Origin of the sequence: Microbacterium sp. AB (assembly GCF_032878875.1) — a bacterium.
Lineage (GTDB): Bacteria > Actinomycetota > Actinomycetes > Actinomycetales > Microbacteriaceae > Microbacterium > Microbacterium betulae.
In genome coordinates this window covers 1,910,572-1,936,023 of sequence record NZ_CP118157.1, presented here as the reverse complement: position 1 = coordinate 1,936,023, position 25,452 = coordinate 1,910,572, and the positions used below count along the sequence as shown (strand labels likewise).

The following is a 25,452-nucleotide window of genomic DNA, read 5'->3' as shown; positions in this document are numbered from 1 at the left end:
GGCGGGCCGGAGGCGGCCCTACCGGTAGCCGTCCCACACGGGGGACGGGAAGAGCAGCTTCTCGAAGCGCGCCCATTCCTCGACCATGTCGATGCGGGGGCTCCGGAAGGCGCGCACCTGGACGCCGTCCATCGCCTCGATGACATGCTCGACGAGGCCTCGGAGGCCCGTCCAGGGGCCGGCCTCGGGAGGAAGACGCCACGGGGTGCGGGAGTAGAGCTCCCAGACGGCGTCGGGACGCGTGTCGAAGTACGCGTGAGCGGGATGTCCGGGCGAGCTCGCCTCCGCGCCGAGAACCATGTAGAGACGGACGAGCTCCGGCTCGCGCGCATTGCTGGCGACGAGATAGCGGCAGTATGCGGGGAAGGACGGGCCGCCCGGGTCTCGCGACCCGGGCGCGCCCGCGGCGACGAAGTCCTCCGGATCGAAGCGCCTGTCGTACCGCTGCTCGACGATGAGCCGGAGCAGTCCCTCCTTGCTGCCCACGTAGTGCAGCAGGCCGGGCTGGGTGACGCCGACGGCGTCGGCGACGTCCTGCAGCGAGAGGCCGAAGTAGCCGCGTCGCGCCACGAGGCGGGTCGACGCCTCGAGGATCTGCTCGAAACGGTCTTCGCGCGACATGCGCACGCGCCTGCGCGGCGCGGGGATGCGCGGATCGTCCATCGGCCCACGCTACCGCACCGCCCGCGGCGGCCCGGCGGACGGGGAGGTGGGACCAATGTCCCTACCTACTACCTTGTAAGTAGTAGGTAGACTGCGAGCACCGAGGCGACGCCGCCTTGGGACCATCCACGAGATGCCTGGCACCGGAGCCATCCGCCAGGTCAACGACGACGAGAACGACCCGAGAAGGTAAAGATGCCATCGACCGACATCACCGCGGCACCGCAGCCGGCGCCCGACGACATCGCCCCGGACACGGGGCTGGTCTTCACCCCCCGACAATCCCTCCGATTCGGCGCGGGGTTCCTCGTCCTCGGACTGCTGTGGATCGTCGGGCTCCAGATCATCGCCGCGGTGCTCCTGCCGCAGCGACTGCGCGACATCGGAGTCGACTCGCCCGAGTCCCTCCTCGGCACGATCAGCGCCGTCACCGCCGTCGTGTCCCTCGTCTCGAACCTCGTCTTCGGCAACCTCTCCGACCGCTCGCGCAGCAGGCTCGGTCGTCGGGCTCCCTGGATCCTGTTCGGCGCGATCATCGCGGGCGTCTCGCTCGCGGCCATCGGCTTCATCGGCAGCGCCGCCCTCATCACGGTCGTGTACTGCATCACGATGGTGGGGCTCAACATGATGCTCGCCCCCGCCGTCGCGATCCTCGCCGACCGCGTCCCGCCGCGCCTGCGCGGCACGATGTCCGCCTTCTACGGCGGAGGGCTCGCCGCCGGGGCGCCGCTCGGGAGCCTCGTCGGATCGGCCTTCCTCACGAACGCGGTCCCCGGCTTCCTCCTCGGGGGCGTGCTGATGGCCGTGGGCGGAGCCCTCGCCCTGATCATCTGGCCCCGTGAGCGTTCGGCGGCGGACCTGCCGCCGGTCGCGGGCGGTCTGACGGAGCTCCTGCGCTCGTTCCGTCCGCCTCGCAATGCGCCGGACTTCTACTTCGCGTTCACGGGACGCCTCTTCATGCTGGTCAGCTACCAGATGGTCATGGCCTACCAGCTCTACATCGTGCAGGACCACATCGGGCTGTCCACGTCGGAGACCGCCGCCACGATCGCGACGATGTCGGTCATCCTCCTCGTGGTGTCGCTCGTCGGCTCCGTGGTGTCGGGCCCGCTCTCCGACCTCATCGGCCGCCGCAAGCTCCCCGTCGTGATCGCGAGCGTGCTCTTCGCGGTCGGCGTCGCGATGCCCTGGATCTGGCCGACGCCCATGGGGATGTTCCTCTACGCGGGGATCGCGGGCTTCGGCTACGGCGTGTACACGTCGGTCGACCAGGCGCTGAACGTCGACGTCCTCCCGAACGAGGCGGAGTTCGGCAAGGATCTGGGCATCCTCAACCTCTCGACGACCGCGGGCCAGACGATCGGCCCGCTCATCACCTCGGCGATCGTCGTGGCGACGGGGAGCTACTCCCTCGTCTTCGTCGTGTCGATCGTCGCGGCGCTGCTCGGATCGGTGTTCATCCTCTTCATCAAGTCCGTCAAGTGACCGGCCCGGCACGAAGGAGCGCAGACGTGACGTTCGCCTGGAAACAGTCCACCCCCGACGCGCGATGGACGGACGGCGGCGCCGTCACGGCGGGCGCCGCCCACGACCGCGGCCTCACGCTCACCGGGGGCAGGGGTCAGGCGATCCGCGGATTCGGCGGGACGTTCAACGAGCTCGGCCACCTCGCGATCTCCGCCCTGCGGGAGGAGGACCGCGCGACGGTCTTCCGCGAGCTGTTCCATCCCGACGAGCTGAACCTCTGCGTCAACCGCTCCGCAATCGGCGCCAACGACTTCGCGGCGTCCTGGTACAGCTACGACGAGGTGCCGGGCGACCTCGCGCTCGAGCACTTCAGCGTCGCGCGCGACGAGGAGGCGGTGATCCCGTACATCCGTGAGGCGCAGCGGTATCAGCCGGACATGCTGCTCCACAGCTCTCCCTGGAGCCCTCCCACGTGGATGAAGGACCCGCCCGTGTACAACTCGGGGCGGATCGTGATGACCGCGGAGAACCTCGATGCGTACGCACGCTATTTCGTCCGCTTCGTGGAGGAGTACGCCGCGCGCGGCATACGCGTCGACCAGATCCACGTGCAGAACGAGGTGTTCGCGGATCAGAAGTTCCCCTCGTGCGTGTGGAGCGCCGAAGAGCTGCGCGTCTTCATCCGCGACCACCTCGGGCCCGCGGTGGAGGAGGCGGGCCTCGACGTCCGCGTGTTCCTCGGGACGCTCAACGGACCCGAGGACATGGCGTTCACGGCGACGGGGCAGAAGCTCACGAACTACGCGCGCTTCGTGGATCACATCCTGTTCGACGACGACGCCCGGAAGCACATCGCGGGCATCGGCTATCAGTGGGCGGGGCAGCACGCGATCGCCCGCACCCGCGACGCGTGGCCCGAGCTCGAGATCATCCAGACCGAGTCGGAGTGCGGATTCGGATCGAACGCGTGGGAGGACGCCGAGTACGTCTTCCACCTCGTACGGCACTATCTGCACCACGGAGCGACGGGCTACACGTACTGGAACATGGCGCTGAGGCCCGGCGGCCTGAGCACGTGGGGCTGGCCGCAGAACTCCCTGTTCACGATCGATGCGGACGGCGGCTCCTTCACCCGCAATCCGGAGTACTACGTCCTCAAGCACTACTCCTCGGTCGTGCGGCCCGGCGCCGTGCGGCTCGACGTCACGGGGCGCTACTGCGCGCAGGGCTCGGCCTACGAGAACACCGACGGATCGCTCGCCGTGGTCGTGCAGAACGCGCTCGAGCGCGCAGAGGACTTCCGCTTCGAGGATCCTGCGGGGCGCTTCCCGACGTTCACCGCGACCCTGGAGCCGCGCTCGCTGAACTCCTTCACGCTGACGGCCTGAGCCGCGGTCTCCCGCGAGGGGGCCGGGCCTCTCGCCCGACCCCCTTCGCGTGCGTCGCCCCTCAGCCCTCCAGGACGACCAGATCCCAGGGGCGGATGCCGAGCTCGTCGCCCGCCGAGACGGCGCGTCCGTCGAGCACGGACGTCCCGTCGAGGGGAGCGGCCACGACGACGTCGTCCGGGGAGTAGTTGAGCAGGTACACGAGCGGGCGGCCTCGCCCGTTGGTCCCCTGGCGCACCGTCACGGTCCCGGCGAGCTCCTGCGGCCACGACCACGCGCCCGCGCGGCGGAGCGCGTCGGTCAGGACGCTCCTCGTGGCCTCGTCCGACAGCTTCGTCCCGAGGTAGGTCGCCTCGCCCTTCCCGAAGGGGTTCCGTGTGACGGCCGCATACCGGTCCCAGGCGGGGTGGTCGTAGGAGGCGAGCGTCTCGGCGTCGAGCGGGGTGAGCAGCTCCAGCACGATCTCGGCGGGAGTGGTCGAGCCGTCGTGCGTCACGCCCGCGCCGTCGGGGGTCGAGAACTGGTTGTACGTCGCTCCGAAGACGTCCGTGAGGAGGTGGGGCGCCCGATCGTGCCAGACCTCGAGGTGCTCGTTCGCCACAGCCGTCCGGAACGTCGAGACGAGGTGGCCGCCGTCCGCGACGTACTCGCGCAGCCGCTCGAGCGTGCTCTCGGGCGCGCTGTAGAGCGCGGGCGTGAAGATCAGGTCGTAGTCGTCGAGCCGGCCGCCCTCGGCGTGGACGAAGTCGACTTCGACGTTCAGGGCGAAGAGCGCGTCGTACAGCCAGCGCACGACGTCGTTGTAGCCGCGGGACGAGCCGAAGGCCCCGTCGATGAAGCCGGTCTCGAGCGTGAACCAGGTGAGCGCCGTGAGCGCCTCGTTCGACACCATGATCGCGACGCGGTTGCGCTTGCGCAGGTGGAGGAGGGCGTCGGAGTGCTTCTCCCACTCCCGGCCCACGACCGCCGACTCCTCGTACACGGGGTTCGGCTCGAGGTCGTGCGAGAGCACGCCCTTCCAGTACGTCTCGAAGGAATGGTGGATCGAGTGCCAGTGCCAGTACATGACGCCGTCGGCGCCGCTTGCGAGATGGCTGTACGCCTGCAGCCGGAGCTGCCCGGGGTAGGGGAGCCATCCGAGCTGCCCCTGCGCCTGCGTCTCGAGGACGAGGTAGTTCGCCCCGTCCTTCACCGAGCGCATCATGTCGCCGCCGAAGGCGATCTCCGCGCCGGTCAGCCGCGACTGCGTGGGGTGGTAGATGTCGACGCCGGCGATGTCGACCGTGCGGGCGGCGGAGAAGTGATCGACGGCCGGCTGCACGCCGTACGACCAGCCCGGACCCCAGTCGAAGTCGAAGTTCTGGGTCACGAACTGGTCGTCCCGCGCGTACTCGCGCACGATCCCCGCCTGCCACGCGAGGAAGTCCTCCACGAGCCCGCGGCGGAAGCGGTCGAAGGCGGCGCCCAGCGAGCCGTTGATCGTGGCGCGGACGTCCGGGAAGTCCTCCCACGCGTCGACGCGGTTCGACCAGTAGTCGAGCCCGAAGGCCCTGTTCAGGGCGTCGAGGTCGTCGTCGAACTCCTCGCGGAGGTGCCTGACGAATGCCCGCTGGACAGGGGCGGACACGGTCCCGTGGTGCTTCGTCTCGTTGTCGATCTGGAATCCGATGACGCCCTTGCGCTGCGCGGTGTGCTTCATCAGCTCGCGGATGACGCGCTCGGCGTGGAAGCGGTACGCCGGGTGCGCGATGTCCATGATCTGCCGCGCGCCGTAGTGCGGGGTGCCGGCCCTCGTCTCCGCGAGCACGTCGGGGTGGGAGGCGACGAGCCACGTCGGCACCGCGTAGGTGGGCGTCCCCACGATGACCGATATCCCCGCCGCCTCCATGGCGTCGATCGCGCGGTCGACGTGGGAGAAGTCGAAGACGCCGGGCTGCGGCTCCAGGGTGCTCCAGGTCGACTCGGCGATGCGCACCACGTTGTGTCCGGCGGAGCGCATCATCTCCGTGTCGGTCGTGATCCTGTCCGTCGGCATGTACTCGTCGTAGTAGGCCGACCCGTACAGCAGCTTGTCCACGGGGACTCCTTCGTCGTTCGGGAGCCCCAGCTTACCTACTGGTCACTAGATAGGCGAGCGAGGAGTCTCTCCCTCACCTGACGGCGCAGGACCTTGCCGATCATCGACCGGGGGAGGTCGTCGACGACGAAGACGCGTCGGGGCACCTTGTAGGGGGTGAGGATGCGGCGGGCGAAGGCGCGCAGCTCCTGCTCGTCGAAGGCCGGGTCGCCGTCGACGACCACGGCCGCGACGACCTCCTCGCCGCTGCGTTCGCTGGGAAGGCCGACGACGGCCGCGTCGACGACGGCGGGATGCTGCCGGAGCGCGATCTCGACCTCGGTCGGCGACACGTTGAAGCCGCCCGTGATGATGAGCTCCTTGATGCGGTCGACGATCGTGACGAAGCCGTCCGCGTCGATCGTGACGATGTCGCCCGTGCGGAACCAGTCCTCGTGGAAGACGGCGGCCGTCGCCTCCGGCTTGCCGTAGTAGCCGCCGAACACCTGAGGCCCGCGGACGAGCAGCTCGCCGGGCTCTCCCGGCGCCGCGTCGTGTGCGGGATCGTCCGGGTCGGCCACGCGCACCTCGGTGCCCGGCAGCGGCAGGCCGATCGTGCCGGCCTTCCGGTTCTCGGCCACGGGATTGACGATGAGCACGGGCGAGCACTCCGACAGGCCGTAGCCCTCGACGAGGTAGCCGCCCGTCTCCTGCTCCCACGGGACGACGAGGGTCTCGTCGAGGGCCATGGCCCCCGACACGCCGATGCGCGTCCCGGAGAGCGAGACGCCCTTCTCGCGGGCGCGCGCCAGGAGCCTGTCCGCGATCGGCGGCACGAGGGGCAGCACCGTCGCGGGGAGCCTCCGCGTCACGGCGAGCACCATGTCCGCGTCGAACTTCGGGAAGAGCACGAGGCGCGCCGCCTGCGACATCGCGAAGGTGAGGCAGAGCGTGAGCCCGTACGCGTGGAACATCGGCAGCACCGCGTAGACCACCGTCCCCTCGCCGCGCGAGACCTCCGGCGTCCACGCCCGGGCCTGCGCGGCGTTGGCGAGGAGGTTCCCATGCGTGAGGGCGGCGCCCTTCGGATCGCCCGTCGTGCCGCTCGTGTACTGGATGATGGCGAGGTCGTCGGCTCCGGGGCGCGGATGGGAGGAGGGGAGCGGCTCGTGGCGGACGATGCGCTCCCACTCGACCGCCCCGCGCACCCTCTCCGTGAGCTGGGCGCGGCTCTCGCGGAGCTTCGGGACGGGCAGGCGCAGGGCGAGCTGCATGGCGAGGGGCATGCCGGTGGTGACGTCGACCGACACGAGGGTCGAGACGGCGAGGTCGGCGGGGAAGGCGCGCACGGTGGCGACGACCTTGCTCCACACGATGGCGTGCTTCGCGCCGTGGTCCTCGAACTGCTTGCGCAGCTCCCGAGCGGTGTACAGCGGGTTGTGCTCGACGACGACGGCGCCGATGCGCAGCACGGCGTAGAAGGCGACGATGTGCTGCGTGCAGTTGGGCAGGACGATGGCGACGGGGTCGCCCTTCCTCACGCCCCGGGCGAGCAGGCCGGCCGCCGCGCGATCGATGTCGGCGCGCAGCGTCGCGTAGTCGGTCACCCGTCCGAAGAACTGCAGCGCCGGCGCGTGGGGGAAATCCCTCGCGGAGGCGTCGACGAGATCGAGCAGCGAGCCTTCGACGGGGGCGAGGTCCTCGGGCACGCCGGGAGCGTACGAGGTCACCCAGGGGCGAGGCGGATCAAACGGCGTCGTCACCCGTCCACCCTATGCGGCGCGCGCTCGGGGGGCGGGAGCCACCGCCTAGACTTGACGGGTGTCTGAAATCACCCCCGATCTCGTGCGCCATCTCGGTGTGCTCGCCAGGATCCAGCTGGACGACGAGGAGGTGACGCGCCTCACCGGAGAACTCGACGCCATCGTCGACGGCATCGCCAAGGTGAGCGAGGTCGCCACCGACGACGTGAGCGCGACGAGCCATCCGATCCCGCTGCAGAACGTCTTCCGCGCCGACGAGGTCGGCGAGATGCTCACCATCGAGCAGACGCTGCAGAACGCGCCGGACGCCGACGACGGCCGGTTCCGCGTGACCGCGATCCTGGGCGAGGAGCAGTGATGGGCGAGATCATCCGGCTCAGCGCGGCGGATCTGGCGGAGAAGCTCGCCTCGGGCGAGGTGTCGAGCGTCGAGGCGACGCAGGCGCACCTGGACCGGATCGCGGCCGTCGACGCCGATGTGCACGCCTTCCTGCACGTCAGCGACCGCGCGCTCGACGTGGCGGCCGGCATCGACCGCCGCCGCGCGGCGGGGGAGCGGCTGGGCCCTCTCGCCGGGGTCCCGCTCGCGATCAAGGACGTGCTCGTCACGACGGACATGCCGTCGACGGCCGGCTCGAGGATCCTCGAGGGGTATCGCTCGCCCTATGACGCGACCGTCGTCGCCCGCTCGCGGGAGGCCGGCCTCGTGCCGCTCGGCAAGACGAACATGGACGAGTTCGCGATGGGCTCCTCCACCGAGCACTCGGCGTACGGCCCGACACGGAACCCGTGGGATCTCGACCGGGTCCCCGGCGGGTCGGGCGGCGGGTCGGCCGCGGCCGTCGCCGCGTTCGAGGCGCCGCTCGCGCTCGGGTCCGACACGGGCGGCTCCATCCGCCAGCCCGCGCACGTCACGGGCACCGTGGGCGTGAAGCCGACCTACGGCGGCGTCAGCCGCTACGGCGCGATCGCCCTGGCGTCGTCGCTCGACCAGGTCGGCCCGGTGACCCGCACGGTGCTCGACGCCGGGCTGCTGCACGACGTCGTCGGCGGGCACGACCCGCACGACTCGACGTCGCTCTCCGATGCCTGGCCCTCCTTCGCCGAGGCGGCCCGAGAGGGCGCGCGCGGCGACGTCCTCGCGGGGCTGCGGGTGGGCGTCGTGACCGAGCTGCCCGACGAGGGCTTCCAGCCGGGCGTCGCGGAGTCGTTCCGCGCCTCGCTCGCGAGGCTCGAGGCGCAGGGCGCGGAGCTCGTCGAGATCAGTGCCCCGCACTTCGAGTACGCCGTCGCCGCGTACTACCTGATCCTCCCCGCCGAGGCGTCGAGCAATCTCGCGAAGTTCGACTCCGTCCGTTTCGGCCTGCGCGTCGACGTGCCCGGCGGCACGGTCGAGGACGTCATGTCGGCCACGCGCGACGCGGGGTTCGGGCCGGAGGTCAAACGGCGCATCATCCTCGGGACCTATGCGCTGTCGGCCGGCTACTACGACGCGTACTACGGCAGCGCGCAGAAGGTCCGCACGCTCATCCAGCAGGACTTCGCGAACGCGTTCGCCCGCGTCGACGTCATCGCGACCCCCACGGCGCCGACGACGGCGTTCCGTCTGGGCGAGCGGATCGACGATCCGCTGTCCATGTACCTCAACGACCTCACGACGATCCCGGCGAACCTCGCCGGCGTGCCCGGCATCTCCATCCCGTCGGGTCTCGCCTCCGACGACGGGCTTCCCGTGGGCGTCCAGTTCCTCGCTCCGGCTCGGGAGGACGCCAGGCTCTACCGCGTCGGCGCCGCGCTCGAGGCGCTGCTCCTCGACGAGTGGGGCGGCGGACTGCTGGACCGGGCTCCGGTCCTCGAGGGAGGGGTGCGCTGATGGCCGCGGCCAAGCTGATGGACTTCGACGAGGCGCTCGAGCTGTTCGAGCCGGTGATCGGCCTCGAGGTGCACGTCGAGCTCAACACGAGGACGAAGATGTTCTCCGAGGCGGGGAACCCCGCCAACGAGGCCTTCCACGATGCGGCGCCCAACACGCTCATCGCCCCCGTGGACCTGGGGCTTCCCGGCTCCATGCCGACCGTGAACGCGGAGGCGATCCGCTCGTCGATCAGCCTGGGGCTCGCCCTGGGCTGCTCGATCGCGCCGTCGAGCCGGTTCGCGCGGAAGAACTACTTCTACCCCGACCTCGGGAAGAACTACCAGATCAGCCAGTACGACGAGCCCATCGCGTTCGAGGGCGAGGTGGAGGTCGAGCTGGAGGGCGGGGAGATCTTCCGCATCCCGATCGAGCGCGCCCACATGGAGGAGGACGCGGGCAAGCTCACCCACGTGGGCGGCGCCGCCGGCCGCATCCAGGGTGCCGAGCACTCCCTCGTCGACTACAACCGGGCGGGCGTCCCGCTCGTCGAGATCGTCACGAAGCCGATCTTCGGCGCGGAGCACCGCGCCCCCCAGCTCGCCAAGGCGTATCTGGCGACCATCCGGGAGATCGCCCGGGGTCTCGGCATCTCCGAGGCGCGGATGGAGCGCGGCAACATCCGCTGCGACGCGAACGTGTCGCTGCGCCCGCGCGGGGCGGAGAGGCTCGGCACGCGCACCGAGACGAAGAACGTCAACTCGATGCGCTCGGTGGAGCGCGCCGTGCGCCACGAGATCCAGCGCCAGGCGGCGATCCTCGACGCCGGCGGGACGATCACGCAGGAGACGCGTCACTGGCACGAGGACACGGGCACGACGTCGCCGGGCCGTCCGAAGTCGGACGCCGACGACTACCGGTACTTCCCCGAGCCCGACCTCCTTCCGGTGGAGCCGTCGGCCGAGCTGATCGAGGAGCTGCGTGCGGCCCTGCCCGAGCCCCCGGCGACGCGTCGCCGCCGGCTCAGGGCCGACTGGGGGTTCACCGAGCTCGAGTTCCAGGACGTCGCCAACGGCGGTCTGGTCGCGGAGGTGGAGGCCACCGTCGCCGCAGGCGCGTCGCCGGCGTCCGCCCGCAAGTGGTGGACGGGCGAGATCTCCCGCATCGCGAACGCAGAGGGCAGGGAGCCGGCCGACCTCGTCGACCCCGCCGACGTCGCCGCCCTCCAGGGGCTCGTCGACGCCGGCACGCTCACCGACAAGCTCGCCCGCCAGGTGCTGGAGGGCGTCATCGCCGGCGAGGGCGCACCGCAGCAGGTCGTGGACGCCCGCGGCCTCGCCGTCGTGTCGGACGACGGGGCGCTCATCGCGGCGATCGACGAGGCGCTCGCGGCGCAGCCGGACGTGCTGGCGAAGATCAAGGACGGCAAGGTGCAGGCGGCCGGCGCCATCATCGGCGCCGTGATGAAGGCCATGCGGGGGCAGGCCGACGCCGCCCGCGTGCGCGAGCTCATCCTCGAGCGCGTGCAGTAGGCGAGGCGTCGTCGGGTCCCGCGATCGTCCGTTCGCGGGACCCGACCCGTCTGTCGCACCGGTGCCCGCAGCTCCCGCGACGGTAGGGTGGCACGCATGCGCGTCCTCGGCATCGACCCCGGCCTCACCCGTTGCGGCGTCGGCGTCGTCGACGTCCGTCCGGACCGCTCGGCGACGCTCGTGCACCTGGGCGTGGTGCGCTCGCCCGTGGACGCGCCCGTCGCCGAGCGGCTCGTCGTGATCGCGCGGGGCATCCGGGCCGTGCTCGCCGAGCACGCTCCCGACGTCGTCGCCGTGGAACGCGTCTTCGCGCAGCAGAACCGGTCGACGGTGATGGGCACGGCCCAGGCGGCCGGCATCGCGCTGCTCGTCGCGGCCGAGGCGGGGCTCCCCACCGCGACTCACACGCCCAGCGAGGTGAAGGCCGCCATCACGGGCTACGGCTCGGCGGAGAAGCTGCAGGTGCAGACCATGGTCGCCCGCGTGCTGCGTCTCGACGAGCTGCCGAAGCCCGCCGACGCGGCCGACGCCCTCGCGCTCGCGCTGTGCCATGCGTGGCGCGGCGCTCCGTCCGTCCCCGCCCGGGGAGAGGCCCTGACGCCCGCGCAGCGGGCGTGGGCCGAGGCGGAGAAGCGCGCCGGCAGCCGCGGGGCCGTCGCCCGATGAGCGTGTCGCTCGAACATACGTACGACTCGCCCCGTAGACTCCCCCTATGATCTCGTCGTTGCGCGGTACCGTTCTGGCCTCCGGAGCCGACGGCGTCGTCGTCGAGGTCGGCGGAGTCGGCCTCTCCGTCTCCGTCCCCGTTGACGTCGCGCGCACGGCGCGGACGGGGCAGGAGCTGCGGCTGCACACCCACCTCGTCGTGCGCGAGGACCTGCTGGCGCTCTTCGGGTTCGCCGAGCGCGAGGAGCTCGAGGTCTTCGGCCTCCTCCTCGGCGTGACCGGCGTGGGCCCGAAGTCGGCTCTCGGGGTCCTGTCGAGCCTCACGATCGACCAGATCGCCGAGGCGGTCGCGGGCGAGGACGACAGGCCCTTCCGCAAGGTCTCGGGCATCGGCCCGAAGACCGCGAAGCTCATCGCGCTGCAGCTGCAGGGGAAGCTCGTGGCGTCGTCTCCCTCCGCCGCGCGTCCGCCCGCCGCGTCTCACGACGTGGCGGGTCAGGTCGTGGATGCGGTGACGGGGCTCGGATGGCCGGAGCGGGTCGCGTCGGACGCGGTCGCGCAGGCGGCCGAGGCCGCATCGGACGCCGACCGTGCGTCGGTGCAGGCGCTGCTGCGCCTCACTCTCGCCGCGCTCGGCCCCGCCCAGGCGGGGGCGGCCCGTGGCTGAGCGCGACATCGCCTCGCCCGAGCCGGTCGACGAGACCGAGCTCGCGATCGAGGGCGCGCTGCGCCCGGCGAGCCTGGGGGAGTTCGTCGGCCAGCAGAAGGTCCGCGGCCAGCTGCAGCTGCTCCTGGACGCCGCACGCATCCAGGCCCGGCCGGCCGACCACATCCTGCTGGCCGGCCCGCCGGGCCTGGGCAAGACGACCCTCGCGATGATCGTCGCCCACGAGAGCGACAGGCCCCTGCGGATGTCGAGCGGTCCGGCCATCCAGCACGCGGGCGACCTCGCCGCGCTGCTGTCGAGCCTCACGCCGGGCGAGGTCCTCTTCATCGACGAGATCCACCGGATGGCGCGCACGGCGGAGGAGATGCTCTACCTCGCGATGGAGGACTTCCGCATCGACATCATGGTCGGCAAGGGCGCCGGCGCGACGAGCATCCCCCTCGACCTCGCGCCGTTCACGCTCGTCGGAGCGACGACGCGGTCCGGGCTGCTCCCCAACCCCCTTCGCGACCGCTTCGGGTTCACGGCCCATCTGGAGTACTACGAGCCGGAGGAGCTCGAACGCGTCATCGCCCGATCCGCGCGGGTCATCGGCATGGACCTCGCCGGTCCGCAGCGCGCGGAGATCGCCCGGCGATCGCGCGGGACGCCGCGGATCGCCAACCGGCTGCTGCGCCGTGTGCGCGACTACGCGCTCGTGAACGCCGGAGGGGCGGCCGCGACGATCGACGACGTGCACGCGGCGCTGGAGCTGTACGACGTCGACGCGATCGGCCTCGACCGCCTCGACCGCGCGGTCCTGGACGCCCTCGTGCGTCGTTTCCGCGGCGGGCCCGTGGGGCTGGGGACGCTCTCGGTGTCGGTCGGCGAGGAGGCCGACACGGTCGAGAGCGTCGTCGAGCCGTATCTCGTGCGCATCGGCTTCATGGGGCGCACACCGCGCGGCCGCGTCGCGATGCCGGAGGCCTACGAGCATCTCGGCGTCGCGCACACCGGGCAGGGGCAGACCGCGCTGAAGCTCGATGACCTATAATCACTGAAGACTTCGCGCCGGGCTCTCCGGCGTCGTCCCCCCAGGGCCGATGACGGCTCGTGCTCGTCTGAAAGGCGCCTCCTCTATGGACTATCTGCTCCTCGTCGTCCTGGCCGCACTCCTGGTCTTCATGTTCGTCAGCTCCCGGCGGCGGACGAAGAAGCTGAAGGAGGAGCAGGAGCAGCGCCAGCTCCGCCTCGTGCCGGGCGCGCGCGTCATGACGCGCAGCGGCCTGTTCGGCACCATCGTCGAGTTCGACGCCGACGACCTCACCCAGCCCGCGCAGATCGAGATCGCCCCCGACGTGGTCGTCGAGGTGCACGCGCAGGCCATCGACCTGGCGCCCGAGACGGAGGCCGTCGTCGAGGAGGAGGACACGGCCGACGCGGCCGAGAGCCTCGAGAACCTCAGCGGCGCCGACGTCGAGACGACGACCGACGAGGCCCGTCCCCCGCAGGGCGCGCACGACCTCGACGGCGCCGCTGCCGACGACCTTCCCCGCGAAGACAAGCCCAAGGCCTGACATCTCCTGATCACGGGCCCTCGGGCCGACCGGAAAGCTGACGTTTCGTGGCGACACTCTCTCCTGTGCGCAGGGCCCTGCGCGCTCTCATCGGGCTCCTCGCGATCGCGGCCGTCCTCTTCGGAATCAACGCGCTCGGCGTGTACGCCTTCAAGGGCAGCTCCTGGGTGCCCGAGCTCGCGCTCGACCTGCAGGGCGGCACGCAGATCGTGCTCGAGGCCCAGACCGACGGCGCATCCCCCTCGTCCGAGCAGATGAGCCAGGCGGTCACGATCATCCGCGAGCGCGTCGACGCGTCGGGCGTGTCCGAGGCGGAGGTCACGACGCAGGGCGCGAGCAACATCGTCGTGCAGATCCCCGGCGAGGCCGACGAGGCGACGCGCGAGCGGATCGAGGCGAGCGCGCAGATGCAGCTCCGCAAGGTGCTGTACGCGACGCAGGCCGCCACGACGTTCGTGGGGGAGGACGGCGAGCCGACGCCGTATCCGACGCCCGACCCCTCGCTCGAGGCGACGCCGACGATCGAGCCGACGGCGGGCAACGACCCCAACTGGATCACGCCCGCGCTCGAGGCCGAGTTCCTCGCGTACGACTGCGCCGACCCGGCCGACCAGTCGTCGGTCGCGAACGACCAGCCGCTCATCGCGTGCGACGAGGGCGGTACGGCGAAATACCTCCTCGGCCCGCTCGAGATCGACGGCTCGGCCATCACGGACGCTCAGGCCGTCGTCGACCAGCAGAACGGCCAGTGGGCCGTGCAGCTGCGGTTCGACGACGAGGGGACCGAGCTGTTCTCGACCGTGAGCCAGGAGCTCTACGGGCAGACCGAGCCGTACAACATGTTCGCGTTCGTCCTCGACGGACAGGTGATCTCCGCGCCGACGATGGACGGCGTCATCACGAACGGCCGGCCGAGCATCTCCGGCACCGGCATCACGCAGGAGACGGCGCAGACCCTCGCCGACCAGCTGAAGTTCGGCGCGCTGCCGATCAGCTTCGAGGTCGTCTCCTCCGACACGATCTCCGCGACGCTCGGCTCCCAGCAGCTGCAGGTCGGCCTCATCGCCGGCCTCATCGGCCTGGGCCTCGTCGCGCTCTACGTCGTGCTCATCAGCTACCGCGCGCTCGGGTTCGTGATCATCGCCTCGCTCGGGGTGATGGCGGTACTCACGTACATCCTGCTGTGCATCCTCTCGTGGCGGATCGGATACCGCCTCTCGCTCGCGGGCGTCGCGGGGCTGATCGTGACGATCGGCTTCACGGCCGACTCGTTCATCGTCTACTTCGAGCGCATACGCGATGAGCTGCGCGACGGGAAGACGATCACCGGCGCGGTCGAGGACGGATGGTCGCGTGCGAAACGCACGATCTACATCTCGAAGTCGATCAACATCCTCGCGGCCGTGGTGCTGTACATCCTCGCCGACGCGACCGTGAAGGGCTTCGCCTTCACGCTGGGCCTCACGACCCTGCTCGACGTGCTGATCTTCGTCATCTTCACGCATCCGGTCATGCAGCTCCTCGCCCGCACCCGGTTCTTCGGCGGCGGCCATCCGCTCTCCGGCCTCGACCCCGAGGCGCTTGGCGCCGTCTTCCGCGGCCGCGCGCAGTTCCGGGCGCCGACCGCGACGGGGCCGCGGGCGAAGAGGTCCCGGGGCGAGGCGGAGCGCCGTCAGACGATCGCCGAACGCAAGGAGGCCGAGCGCGCCGCGGCGGAGCTCGGCGGCAAGAAGGAGAACGTCTGATGGGCATGGCGCAGTGGGGCAACGACCTCTACACCGGCAAGGCGTCCGTTCCGTTCGTCCGTCGCCGCCGGCTGTGGTTCGTCATCGCGATCGCGCTGATCGCCGTCTCGATCCTCGCGCCCTTCCTGCGCGGCGTGGAGTTCTCGATCGAGTTCACCGGCGGATCGCAGTTCACCGTCTCCGGCCCGTCGTCGACCGACCAGGCGATCGCGACCGACGTCGTCGCGGAGGTCGTGCCCGAGGCCGAGGCGAGGGTGACCGTGATCGGGGAGTCGGACATCCGCGTGCAGACGTCGCAGATGACGCAGGACGAGACGCGCTCGGTCGCGAGCGCCCTCGCCGAGGCGTACGACGTGCCCGCCGCCGAGGTCGCGGACTCCTTCATCGGCCCGACGTGGGGTGCGGACGTCACGCGGCAGTCGCTGTGGGGGCTCGGCGTGTTCCTCGCCCTGACCTTCGTCATCCTCGCGATCTACTTCCGCACCTGGAAGATGTCGGTCGCCGCGATCGTGGGCCTCGTCGACGTGCTCGTCATCACGATCGGCGTCTACTCGCTCGCGGGGTTCGAGATCTCCCCGGCGGCGGTGATCGGCTTCCTCACGATCCTCGGATACTCGCTCTACGACACGACCGTCGTCTTCGACAAGGTCCGCGAGAACACCTCGGAGGACGGCGAGACGTCGACGCGCACGTTCGGGGAGTCCGTCAACCTCGGCGTCAACCAGACGCTCATCCGATCGATCAACACCTCGATCGTCGCCGCGCTTCCGGTGGCGGCCATCCTGTTCATCGGCGTGTTCTGGCTCGGCGCCGAGACGCTCTCGGACATCTCGCTCTCCATCTTCGTGGGCATCCTCGTCGCGACCTACTCGACGCTCTTCGTCTCGGCCCCCCTGTACTCGCTCATGCGCGAGAGGGAGCCCGCGATCGCGCAGCGCGACGCGCGCGTCCTGGCCGCACGGGAGACCGCCCGCGTCGAGGCGAAGGGGTGACGACGGTCGTCGTCTCGGGCCCCTCCGTCCGGGCGTAGGATGATGTCCACGTCGGCGGGCAGGGGGAGGAGAGCGATGGCGGACACGACGGCCAGCCCGACGAGCCTTCGCAGGCTCGTGCCGAGGATCTTCTCGCGGGCGCCGCGTTACGCCGATCTCTCCCGGCTGCTCGCCGCCGTCAAGGCCAATCATCCTCGCGGCGACATCGCGATCATCGAGAAGGCGTACCAGGTCGCCGAGGAGCGGCATCGCGGCCAGAAGCGGCGCAGCGGCGAGCCCTACATCACCCATCCGCTCGCGGTGGCCGAGATCCTCGCGGAGCTGGGGCTCGGGCCCAAGGCGATCGCGGCGGCGCTCCTGCACGACACCGTGGAGGACACGGGGTACCCGCTCGAGGACCTGCGCGCGGAGTTCGGCGACGAGGTCGCGCTCCTCGTGGACGGCGTGACGAAGCTCGACAAGGTCAAGTACGGCGAGAGCGCCCAGGCCGAGACCGTCCGCAAGATGATCGTGGCGATGTCGAAGGACATCCGCGTGCTCGTCATCAAGCTCGCCGACCGCCTCCACAATGCGCGGACCTGGGGCTTCGTGCCGCCCGAGAAGGCGAAGAAGAAGGCGACCGAGACGCTCGAGATCTATGCGCCGCTCGCGCACAGACTCGGCATCCAGGCCATCAAGTCGGAGCTAGAGGACCTCTCCTTCGCGGTGCTCTATCCGAAGATCTTCAACGAGATCGACAGCCTCGTGAAGCAGCGCACGCCGCAGCGCGAGCAGTACGTGCAGCGCGTCATCGACGACGTGAACGTCGACCTGCACGAGCTCCGCATCCGGGGCATGGTCGTCGGACGGCCGAAGCAGCTCTACTCCGTGTACCAGAAGATGGTCGTGCGGGGCCGGGAGTTCGACGACATCTACGACCTCATCGGCATCCGGGTGATCGTGAGCAGCGTGCGCGACTGCTACGCGGTGCTCGGCGCGATCCACGCCCGCTGGACGCCGCTCCCGGGCCGGTTCAAGGACTACATCGCGACGCCGAAGTTCAATCTGTACCGCTCGCTCCACACGACCGTGATCGGGCCCGGAGGCCGTACCGTCGAGATCCAGATCCGCACGCAGGAGATGCACCAGCAGGCGGAGTACGGCGTCGCGGCGCACTGGAAGTACAAGGAGCGGATGGCCTCGGGCCAAAGCGACCAGCGTCCCTCCGACACCGACATGGCGTGGGTCGCACGCCTGAGCGACTGGCAGGCGGAGACGAAGGACCCCGGCGAGTTCCTGGACTCGCTGCGGTTCGAGATCGGCGCCAAGGAGGTCTACGTCTTCACGCCGAAGGGCCGCGTGATCGGCCTCCCGGCCGGCGCCACCCCCGTGGACTTCGGGTATGCGGTGCACACCGAGATCGGCCACCGGACGATGGGGGCGAAGGTCAACGGGCGGCTCGTCCCGCTGGACTCGCAGCTGAACTCGGGCGACGTCGTCGAGGTGTTCACGTCGAAGAACCCCGACGCGGGGCCGAGCCAGGACTGGCTGACCTTCGTGAAGAGCTCGCGTGCGCGGAACAAGATCCGCGGCTGGTTCACGAAGGAGCGTCGCGACGAGGCGATCGAGCAGGGCAAGGAGGCCATCGCGCGAGCGATGCGCCGCAACAGCATGCCGCTGCAGAACCTCAAGAACTCGCTCGGCGACGTCGCGCACCAGCTGCATCTCGAGGACGTCTCCGCCCTCTACGCCGCGGTCGGCGAGGGGCACGTCTCGACGCAGTCGGTGCTCGAGAAGGTCACCGCGCTGCATCAGACGGTGGAGCCCGTCACCGGCCCGCTGGATCTGCCGCCGACCGTCTCGCAGCGGAAGATCCGCGGCGGCGACTCGGGCGTGCTCGTGCGCGGCGCCGACGACATCCTCGTGAAGCTCGCGAAGTGCTGCACGCCGGTCCCCGGCGACGAGATCGTGGGCTTCATCACGCGCGGCCAGGGAGTGTCCGTCCACCGGGCGGACTGCACCAACGTCTCGGCGCTGAAGGACACCCCCGAGCGCATGATCGACGTCGAGTGGGCGCCGACGACCAAGAGCGTCTTCCTCGTCCAGATCCAGGTGGAGGCCCTCGACCGGGCCGGGCTCCTCTCCGACATCACGAAGGCGCTGAGCGAGCACCATGTGAACATCCTGTCGGCGAACGTGTCGACGACGCGCGAGCGCCTGGCGATCTCCCGCTACGTGTTCGAGATGGGCGACACGGTGCACCTCGATCGGGTGCTCAACGCGGTGAGGCGCATCGACGGCGTGTACGACGTCTACCGCGTGACGTCGTCCTGACCGCGGTCGTCTCCCGCTGCGCCGACGGAGCGCAGGAACGCGACGGCGGCGACGGCGTGCGTGCGCCGCGGATGCGCGTCGAACCACGCGAGCGCGCCGCGGCACGCTGAGGCGTCGGCGGCGAGACGGATCGCCGCGTCGTGCGCGACGGGGTCGGGACGCACGGCGTCGCGGGCGAGGTCGGCGAGCGTGCGAGACGGCGTGGAGACGGTGGCGCCGGCGAGGACCACGCCGTCCTCGGGCGGCAGCTCCTGATCGCGATAGCGGATCCTCCGGTCGACGATCCGGGTCGTCTGCCACGGCACGGCGCGCTGGACCTCCCACCTGTCTCCGAGCTCATCCGTCGCGCCATGGATCCATGCGGCGGTGAGCCGCACGAACGCGTAGCTGGAGGCGATGCAGGGAGCGATGGCGGCGGCGCGGACGAACGGCGGCGTCGGCGCGTCGGCGGGGAGATACCCCGCGCCGAACGGGATGAGCTCGCCGTCGAGGCACGCGGCCCGGAGCTCGGCGACGGAGAAGCGGGGTCCGGGGAACAGCACGGGGGCGATGGACGGCATGCGGGCCAGTGTGCCGGTCGACCGCGGGGTGGCGTGCATGCCTGTGGACAGCGCCACGCTCCGGACGGTCGGTCCGGAGCGTGGCGCCGCCGCGTCCGTGCTCCTCAGCCGCCGATCGCGCGAAGCCAGGCCTGGCGTGCGTCGAGGGCCTCCCTGGCCTCCGACGCGGCCTTCGCGTCGCCCGTCGCCTCGGCCTCGGCGATCTCCGTCTCGAGCTTCTCGATCGCCTCGCGCAGCTGCCCGCCGAGGTCGTTCGCCCGCGCCTTGGTCTCGGGGTTGTTGCGCTTCCAGTCGACGTCCTCGCGCTGCTTGAGCTCCTGCTCGATCTTGCGGAGCTGATCGTCGAGACCCCGCTCGACGTCGCGCGGGAAGATGCGGCCGACCTCGTCCCAGCGGCGCTGGATGCCGGTGAGGATCCTCCGGGCCTCGGTGAGGTCCTTCGTCTCGGCGACGATCCTCGCCTCCTCCAGAAGCGCCGTGCGCGCCTCGATGCGCGGAGCCGACTCCGCCTGCTCGGCGGCGTCGCGGTCCGCGCGTGCCCGGTAGAGGGCGTCTCCCGCGGCCTTGAAACGTGCCCAGAGCGCATCGTCGGCCTTTCGCCCCGCGCGTCCGGTGCGCTTCCACTCGTCGAGCAGGCCGCGGTAGGCGGGGATGCCGTCCTCGCCCTGCGGCGCGAGGGCCTCGGCGCGCTCGATGAGCCGGTTCTTCACGTCGCGCGCGGCCTTGTGCACCTCGTCCAGCTCGGCGAAGAACGCCCTGCGGCGACGCTCGACCGTCGAGCGCGCGTCGCGGAACCGCTTCCAGAGCGCTTGCGCCTGAGCCTTCGGAAGGCGGGGGCCGTTCTGCTGATGGCTCTGCCACGCGGCGAAGAGATCGGCGAGGTCGGCCGTCGCCTGCTTCCACTGCACCGACTGGGGATCGCGGGCGGCCAGCTCCTCCGCCTTCTCGACGATCGCCGTGCGCTCGACGACGGCGGCCTCGACCGCCGCGCGCGCGGCGGCGGCCTCTTCGGCCGTGGCCTCCGCCAGCGTCTCGACGAGCGTGCCGAGGCGGCGTTCGAGTCCCTGCAGGTCGCCGACCGCGGCGGCGCCCCGGACGTCGCCCTGGAGACGGGCGGCCTGGCTGCGCAGATCGCCGGCCGACGCGCCGCCCCGCGTGTGACGCTGCTCGAGCGTCCGCACCTTGAACTCGAGGTCGGCGAACTTGCGCGCGAAGTACTCCAGCGCCTCCTGCGGGGTGCCGTCCGGATACTCGCCGACGACACGCCATCCCTCCGCCTCGCGGACGGAGACGACGCCGTTCTCGGTGACCTGCGCCCAGGTCTCCTCGATGACCACGGCGCCCGGGGTGGCGGGCGCGGCAGATGGTTCTTCCGCGGCGGGAGCGGCGGGCGCGGTCTCCGTCACGGCGGGCGCGGGCTCCGGCGCGGGCGCGGTCTCCGGCGCGGGCGCGGTCTCCGGGGCGGGCGCGGCAGATGGCTCCTCTAGTGCGGGAGCGGGTGCGGCCTCCGTCTCCGGGGCGGCGGGCGCGGCCTCGATCGGCCCCGGGGCGTCCTCCTGTCCCTCCGCGGCATCCGTCTTCGGCGCCGGCACCTGGCCGCCTTCGGAGACGGCGCTGTCCGCGACGGCCTTCGCCGTCAGGGGGTCCGCGACGCCGGCATCCGCGTCGACGGTCGGCTCGTCCGCCGGCCGGGGCGCGGAGTCGTTCTCGGGGGTGTGATCGGAAGTCGACACAGGAATCTCCTTGCGCGGGATCCCGCGGGAGGGGGACAGGACGGCCCCAGCCTAGTACGCGTCGACGCCCCGTCGCGGGCCGCGCGGGTCACTCGGCCGGCGTCGCGGCGGGCGAGGGCGTCGAGCCCTCCGGCGTGACGAGCGGAGCGGGTGCGCTCGTCTCCGAGGGCGACGGCGAGACGGCGGGCTCCGGCGCGCCGGGCCCGACGGAGTAGAAGAGCGCCTGAGCGCCGATCGCGGCGGCGACGATGACGGTCGCGGCGCCGATGGAGACGATGTTGTCGCGCTTCCGGCGCGCGACCTGAGCGTCGTGCAGCCGGGTGCGGGCCTCGTACGCTCGTACGCGCTGACGCGCCTCGCGATCGTCACGGTTCTTACCGGTGGCCAACGGATTCTCCTTCGCTCCCTCGGTCTGAGCCGGGGAAGAGACTACGCCGCACGGTACGCGCAGCCAAAACGGCGCGCCCCGGGCGACGGACGGGGCGGACCGCGTCCGTTCGGGGCCTCGAATGACGAGAACGACCCGGTTCGGACGACGAGTCGGGTCGAATCCGTCAGGTGAACGGAGGCGACGTCGCCGAATTCGCCGACGGCGGGAACAGACCGTGTCGGAGATCGCGACGAGCCTGGGGAGGTCGGCGCGTACCGCGGGCCTAGGGTCGTGTCATGAAAGCAGGACGGGCGGCGCGAGGACGGTGCGGATGAGGCCGGGTGCGCCGTCGTGGCTCTCCCGGGCGATCGGGCGGCCGGGCAGCGTGTCGTTCCGGCGATTCGCGCCCGTGGTCGGACGAGCCGCGTTCCTCGCCGACGAGATGCGCGCGGGCAGCGATGCAGAGGTGAAGGCGGTCGTGGCGACGTCCGTCCGGGCGGCGCACGCGGAGCCCCCGCCGGCGCGGCTGCTCGCCGCCCTGCGCGAGGCCGCGCGACGCACAATCGGCGTGGAGGCCTTCGATGAGCAACTGCTGGCCTGCTGCGCGCTGGTCACGGGCCACGGCGTGGAGATGGACACGGGCGAGGGGAAGACGCTCGTGGGGGCGCTCGCGGCTGCGGTGCACGCCGCGGAGGGCCGCCACGTGCACGTCGTCTCGGTGAACGACTACCTCGCCCGACGTGATGCGGAGGGGATGGGCCCGTTGTTCGCGCTTCTGGGCATGAGCGTGGCCTGGGTGGGCCAGGAGACGCCTCAGGACGTCCGGCGGCGCGTGTACCGCAGCGACGTCGTGTACGCGCCGGTGGGCGAGATCGGCTTCGATGTCCTCCGAGACCGCTTCGTCGTCGACCCGGCGGAGCGCGTGCGGCCCGTCCTCGACGTCGCGATCGTCGACGAGGCCGACGCCGTGATGATCGACGAGGCCATGGTCCCGCTCGTCCTCGCGGGGAGCGACGCCGCTCGCGGGCCCGAGACGGACGAGGCGACGCGTCTTGTCGAGCGGCTCCAAGAGGGGCGGGACTTCGCCGTTGACGCGGACCATGCGACCGCCTCGCTGACGGACCGGGGAATCGACGCGATCGAGGGGATGCTCGGCGGCCAGAACCTCTTCGCGGAAGACAGTATCCACATCCTCACGCGCGTCAACCTCGCTCTTCACGCACGCGTGTTCCTCCGACGCGACGTGGACTACCTCGTCGAGGGCGACGCCGTTCGGCTCGTCAGCACGAGCCGGGGCCGAGTCGCCCGTCTGCAACGCTGGCCCGACGGTCTGCAGGCCGCCGTGGAGGCGAAGGAACGCCTCGCGATCAGCACGCCGGGCATCATCCTGGACAGCATCACCATTCAGGATCTCCTCCGCTCGTACGCCACGCTGACGGGCATGAGCGGGACCATGCTGGCGGTGGCCGAAGACCTGCTCGAGTTCTACGAGCTCCCGGCGGGGCGCGTCGAACGACGAGAGCCGAACAGGAGGGCCGACGAGCCCGATCGCGTGTTCCTCACCGGGATCGAGAAGACGACGGCCGTCGTCGACGAGGTCGTCGCACGTCACGGGGGAGGGCAGCCCGTCCTCGTCGGGACGCAGAGCGTCGCCGAGTCGGAGTCCCTCGCCGATGCCCTTCGTCGCACCGGGATCGAGCCGCGGGTGCTGAACGCGAAGAACGACGCCGACGAGGCGTCGATCGTCGCGCGCGCCGGTGAGCACGGCGCCGTGACGATCTCCACCCAGATGTCGGGCCGCGGGACGGATGTCCGCCTGGGCGGCGCCGACGAGGGCGACCGCGAGCGCGTCGTGGCGACAGGCGGGCTCGCCGTGGTCTCGGCGGGCAGGTACCCGTCGGGCAGGCTCGACGCCCAGCTCCGCGGGCGGGCGGGCAGGCAGGGCGACCCCGGCTCGAGCGTCCTCATGGCGGCGCTCGCTGACGAGCTCGTCCAGGCGCACGCGCCGGCGCATCTGCTCGCGGAGGTCGCGCGGCGCGGTGCGGGGATGGCGCAGGCACGCCGACGCGCGATCGTGGACGCGTCGCAGCGGATCGCCGCGGGGGTGCGGCGCGATCGGCACCGAGCCACATGGGTCTATAGCCGCGCGATCTCCGCGCAGCGCGCCGCCGTCCTCGCACGGCGCCACGCGCTCGAGGCGGAAGACGCGGCGGTCGGAGCGCTGCGGAGCGAGCTCCCGGACCATCTGGCGCTGCTGGAGGCGGGCAGAGGGCGTGACGCGACGGCCGGAGCGGTCCGGAGCGTGCTGCTCTTCCACCTAGACGACCACTGGACCGATCATCTCGCCCTGCTCCAGGAGGTCCGGGACGGGATACATCTGCGTGCCCTCGCGGGCCAGCGACCTTCCGACGAGTTCCATCGCATCGCCCTTCGCGAGTTCGCAGGCTTCTTCGAGAAGGTCTTCCGCGATGCCGCGGACTTCGTGGCATGCCTGAGCCCGGATGACGTCGGCCGCGACCTGGAGGAGCTCGGGCTACGGCGTCCGTCGGCGACGTGGACGTACATGATCACGGACGACCCCCTCGGAAGCGCCGGCGATCGGCTCACGGGCCGGGCTGGGCGCGCCTTCCGCTCGAAGGTGCTCGGCATCGAGTGAGGCGCGGGCCGGACCGGACGGTGTCCCAGGTCGCGACTAGCCTGGGGGGATGACCTCCCCATCCGCGCTGTTCCAGGGGCAGACGCCGCTCGCCGTGCGGATGCGTCCGACGTCGCTCGACGAGGTCGCCGGTCAGTCGCACCTGCTGCGCCCGGGGTCGCCGCTCGTCGCGCTGGCCGACCCGAGCGCGACGAAGCCGGGCACGGTGTCGGTCATCCTCTGGGGGCCGCCCGGGACGGGCAAGACGACCCTCGCGCAGGCGATCGCCCGCTCCTCCGGCCGGCGGTTCGTGGAGCTCTCGGCCGTCACGGCGGGCGTCAAGGACGTGCGCGAGGTGATGCAGGAGGCGCTGAACCAGCGCGATCTCTACGGTCAGTCGACCATCCTCTTCCTCGACGAGATCCACCGCTTCACGAAGGCGCAGCAGGACGCGCTGCTTCCCGGCGTGGAGAACGGCTGGGTGATCCTCATCGCCGCGACGACCGAGAACCCCTCGTTCTCCGTCGTCTCCCCGCTGCTGTCCCGGTCGCTCCTGCTCACCCTCCAGCCCCTCACGGACGACGACCTCGGGACGCTCGTCGACCGGGCCGTGAGCGACGCGCGCGGCCTCGCGGGCGCGGTGACGCTCTCGCCGGAGGCGCGCACCGCCCTCATCCAGCTCGCATCGGGCGATGCGCGCCGAGCGCTGACCGCCCTGGAGGCGAGCGCGGCCGTGGCGGTCTCGGACCGCACGGAAGACGACGACGCCGAGGACGAAGGCGCCGAGGACGACGACCGGACGGAGGATGAGGCGGCGCCGTCCGTCGTGACCGCCGAGCAGGTCGCCCAGGCCGTCGACCGCGCGCTCCTTCGCTACGACCGTCAGGGCGACGAGCACTACGACGTCATCAGCGCCTTCATCAAATCGATCCGGGGCTCCGACCCCGACGCGGCCGTCCACTACCTCGCGCGCATGATCGAGGCGGGGGAGGACCCGCGCTTCATCGCTCGCCGGCTCGTCATCCACGCCGCGGAGGACATCGGCCTCGCCGACCCTCAGGCGCTGCAGATCGCGGTGGCCGCCGCCGACGCGGTCGCCTTCATCGGCATGCCGGAGGGGCGCATCCCCCTCGCCGAGGCCACGATCTACCTGGCGACGGCCGCGAAGTCGAACGCGGCCTACACGGCCATCTCGTCCGCGATGGCCGACGTGCAGGCGGGACGGATGGGACCCGTGCCGAAGCACCTGCGCGACGCGCACTACGCGGGCGCGAAGCGGCTCGGGCACGGCAAGGGATACGTGTACCCGCACGACCACGATCTCGGCGTCGTCGCCCAGCAGTACCTCCCGGACGAGCTCGTCGGACGCCGGTACTACGAGCCCACCAACCACGGCGGCGAGCGCGAGGTCTCCGCGCGACTCGAGCGGATCCGCCGCATCCTCGGCTCCTGAGGGCTCCCGGCCGCGCGGCGAGCGGCGCCCATCCCCGTCTGA

The 25,452-nt window shown here is 71.3% G+C and carries 20 protein-coding genes; 14 read left to right on the top strand and 6 right to left on the bottom strand.

Annotated elements, in window-relative coordinates; all coding sequences use genetic code 11:
- Positions 1-18: 18 nt before the first annotated feature.
- Positions 19-663 carry a TetR/AcrR family transcriptional regulator gene (locus N8K70_RS09110; protein ID WP_317138033.1) on the bottom strand — a complete coding sequence of 215 codons (645 nt, stop codon included), beginning with the start codon at positions 661-663 and terminating at the stop codon, positions 19-21.
- A gap of 195 nt (positions 664-858) precedes the next feature.
- Here N8K70_RS09110 and N8K70_RS09105 point away from each other — a divergent pair, with 195 nt between their 5' ends.
- Positions 859-2,148: an MFS transporter gene (locus N8K70_RS09105; RefSeq protein ID WP_317138032.1), complete on the top strand. Its 1,290-nt coding sequence runs from the start codon at positions 859-861 to the stop codon at positions 2,146-2,148.
- Between the two features lie 26 nt (positions 2,149-2,174).
- Positions 2,175-3,518 (top strand): glycoside hydrolase family 30 protein, encoded by a 1,344-nt coding sequence (locus tag N8K70_RS09100; RefSeq protein WP_317138031.1) that lies wholly within the window; start codon positions 2,175-2,177, stop codon positions 3,516-3,518.
- 61 nt (positions 3,519-3,579) lie between these two features.
- Here the strand turns inward: N8K70_RS09100 and N8K70_RS09095 are convergent, their stop codons facing one another.
- Both N8K70_RS09095 and N8K70_RS09090 read right to left on the bottom strand, forming a co-directional pair.
- Positions 3,580-5,595 (bottom strand): beta-galactosidase, encoded by a 2,016-nt coding sequence (locus N8K70_RS09095; protein ID WP_317138030.1) that lies wholly within the window; start codon positions 5,593-5,595, stop codon positions 3,580-3,582.
- 35 nt (positions 5,596-5,630) lie between these two features.
- Positions 5,631-7,337: a long-chain-fatty-acid--CoA ligase gene (locus N8K70_RS09090; protein WP_317138029.1), complete on the bottom strand. Its 1,707-nt coding sequence runs from the start codon at positions 7,335-7,337 to the stop codon at positions 5,631-5,633.
- A gap of 58 nt (positions 7,338-7,395) precedes the next feature.
- On the opposite strand from N8K70_RS09090, the gene gatC reads away from it, so the two are divergent.
- The 10 genes from gatC to N8K70_RS09040 all read left to right on the top strand — a co-directional run bounded on the left by gatC (position 7,396) and on the right by N8K70_RS09040 (position 18,659).
- Entirely contained in the window at positions 7,396-7,695 is a 300-nt protein-coding gene (gene gatC / locus N8K70_RS09085) for an Asp-tRNA(Asn)/Glu-tRNA(Gln) amidotransferase subunit GatC (RefSeq protein ID WP_317138028.1), read from the top strand.
- Positions 7,695-9,209: an Asp-tRNA(Asn)/Glu-tRNA(Gln) amidotransferase subunit GatA gene (gene gatA / locus N8K70_RS09080; protein WP_317138027.1), complete on the top strand. Its 1,515-nt coding sequence runs from the start codon at positions 7,695-7,697 to the stop codon at positions 9,207-9,209. Before gatC ends, gatA begins: the two co-directional genes overlap by 1 nt.
- Entirely contained in the window at positions 9,209-10,720 is a 1,512-nt protein-coding gene (gene gatB / locus N8K70_RS09075) for an Asp-tRNA(Asn)/Glu-tRNA(Gln) amidotransferase subunit GatB (protein WP_317138026.1), read from the top strand. The genes gatA and gatB overlap by 1 nt, the downstream gene beginning before the upstream one ends.
- Before the next feature lie 96 nt (positions 10,721-10,816).
- Positions 10,817-11,386, top strand: a complete 570-nt coding sequence (gene ruvC / locus N8K70_RS09070) for a crossover junction endodeoxyribonuclease RuvC (RefSeq protein ID WP_317138025.1) — start codon at positions 10,817-10,819, stop codon at positions 11,384-11,386.
- Between the two features lie 46 nt (positions 11,387-11,432).
- Positions 11,433-12,053, top strand: coding sequence for a Holliday junction branch migration protein RuvA (ruvA, locus tag N8K70_RS09065; RefSeq protein ID WP_317138024.1), 621 nt, complete (start codon positions 11,433-11,435; stop codon positions 12,051-12,053).
- Positions 12,046-13,086, top strand: coding sequence for a Holliday junction branch migration DNA helicase RuvB (gene ruvB / locus N8K70_RS09060; protein ID WP_317138023.1), 1,041 nt, complete (start codon positions 12,046-12,048; stop codon positions 13,084-13,086). The genes ruvA and ruvB overlap by 8 nt, the downstream gene beginning before the upstream one ends.
- Before the next feature lie 85 nt (positions 13,087-13,171).
- Positions 13,172-13,609: a preprotein translocase subunit YajC gene (locus N8K70_RS09055; protein WP_317138022.1), complete on the top strand. Its 438-nt coding sequence runs from the start codon at positions 13,172-13,174 to the stop codon at positions 13,607-13,609.
- A gap of 47 nt (positions 13,610-13,656) precedes the next feature.
- Entirely contained in the window at positions 13,657-15,354 is a 1,698-nt protein-coding gene (secD, locus tag N8K70_RS09050) for a protein translocase subunit SecD (RefSeq protein WP_317138021.1), read from the top strand.
- Positions 15,351-16,346, top strand: coding sequence for a protein translocase subunit SecF (gene secF / locus N8K70_RS09045; RefSeq protein ID WP_317141204.1), 996 nt, complete (start codon positions 15,351-15,353; stop codon positions 16,344-16,346). Before secD ends, secF begins: the two co-directional genes overlap by 4 nt.
- 75 nt (positions 16,347-16,421) lie before the next feature.
- On the top strand, positions 16,422-18,659 hold the full coding sequence (locus N8K70_RS09040; RefSeq protein ID WP_317138020.1) for a RelA/SpoT family protein: 2,238 nt from the start codon (positions 16,422-16,424) through the stop codon (positions 18,657-18,659).
- On the opposite strand, the gene N8K70_RS09035 is transcribed toward N8K70_RS09040, so the two are convergent.
- The 3 genes from N8K70_RS09035 to N8K70_RS09025 form a co-directional block, all read right to left on the bottom strand.
- Positions 18,638-19,219 carry a hypothetical protein gene (locus tag N8K70_RS09035; RefSeq protein WP_317138019.1) on the bottom strand — a complete coding sequence of 194 codons (582 nt, stop codon included), beginning with the start codon at positions 19,217-19,219 and terminating at the stop codon, positions 18,638-18,640. The two genes, N8K70_RS09040 and N8K70_RS09035, sit on opposite strands and share 22 nt — an antisense overlap.
- Positions 19,220-19,323: 104 nt before the next feature.
- Entirely contained in the window at positions 19,324-20,952 is a 1,629-nt protein-coding gene (locus N8K70_RS09030) for a DUF349 domain-containing protein (protein ID WP_317138018.1), read from the bottom strand.
- Positions 20,953-21,040: 88 nt separating this feature from the next.
- The gene (locus tag N8K70_RS09025; protein ID WP_317138017.1) at positions 21,041-21,340 is read right to left on the bottom strand and encodes a dioxygenase; all 300 of its coding nucleotides are present in this window, start codon (positions 21,338-21,340) and stop codon (positions 21,041-21,043) included.
- Positions 21,341-21,653: 313 nt separating this feature from the next.
- Between N8K70_RS09025 and secA2 the strand changes: the two genes are divergently transcribed.
- Positions 21,654-23,978 (top strand): accessory Sec system translocase SecA2, encoded by a 2,325-nt coding sequence (gene secA2, locus N8K70_RS09020; RefSeq protein ID WP_317138016.1) that lies wholly within the window; start codon positions 21,654-21,656, stop codon positions 23,976-23,978.
- A gap of 49 nt (positions 23,979-24,027) precedes the next feature.
- Entirely contained in the window at positions 24,028-25,410 is a 1,383-nt protein-coding gene (locus N8K70_RS09015; protein ID WP_317138015.1) for a replication-associated recombination protein A, read from the top strand.
- Positions 25,411-25,452 lie beyond the last annotated feature (42 nt).

Coding starts and splice junctions, on each gene's coding strand:
- N8K70_RS09110 (WP_317138033.1), bottom strand. CDS start 663: ATGGACGATCCGCGCATCCCCGCGCCGCGCAGGCGCGTGCGCATGTCG.
- N8K70_RS09105 (WP_317138032.1), top strand. CDS start 859: ATGCCATCGACCGACATCACCGCGGCACCGCAGCCGGCGCCCGACGAC.
- gatA (WP_317138027.1), top strand. CDS start 7,695: ATGGGCGAGATCATCCGGCTCAGCGCGGCGGATCTGGCGGAGAAGCTC.
- gatB (WP_317138026.1), top strand. CDS start 9,209: ATGGCCGCGGCCAAGCTGATGGACTTCGACGAGGCGCTCGAGCTGTTC.
- ruvC (WP_317138025.1), top strand. CDS start 10,817: ATGCGCGTCCTCGGCATCGACCCCGGCCTCACCCGTTGCGGCGTCGGC.
- ruvA (WP_317138024.1), top strand. CDS start 11,433: ATGATCTCGTCGTTGCGCGGTACCGTTCTGGCCTCCGGAGCCGACGGC.
- N8K70_RS09055 (WP_317138022.1), top strand. CDS start 13,172: ATGGACTATCTGCTCCTCGTCGTCCTGGCCGCACTCCTGGTCTTCATG.
- N8K70_RS09040 (WP_317138020.1), top strand. CDS start 16,422: ATGGCGGACACGACGGCCAGCCCGACGAGCCTTCGCAGGCTCGTGCCG.
- N8K70_RS09035 (WP_317138019.1), bottom strand. CDS start 19,219: ATGCCGTCCATCGCCCCCGTGCTGTTCCCCGGACCCCGCTTCTCCGTC.
- secA2 (WP_317138016.1), top strand. CDS start 21,654: ATGAGGCCGGGTGCGCCGTCGTGGCTCTCCCGGGCGATCGGGCGGCCG.
- N8K70_RS09015 (WP_317138015.1), top strand. CDS start 24,028: ATGACCTCCCCATCCGCGCTGTTCCAGGGGCAGACGCCGCTCGCCGTG.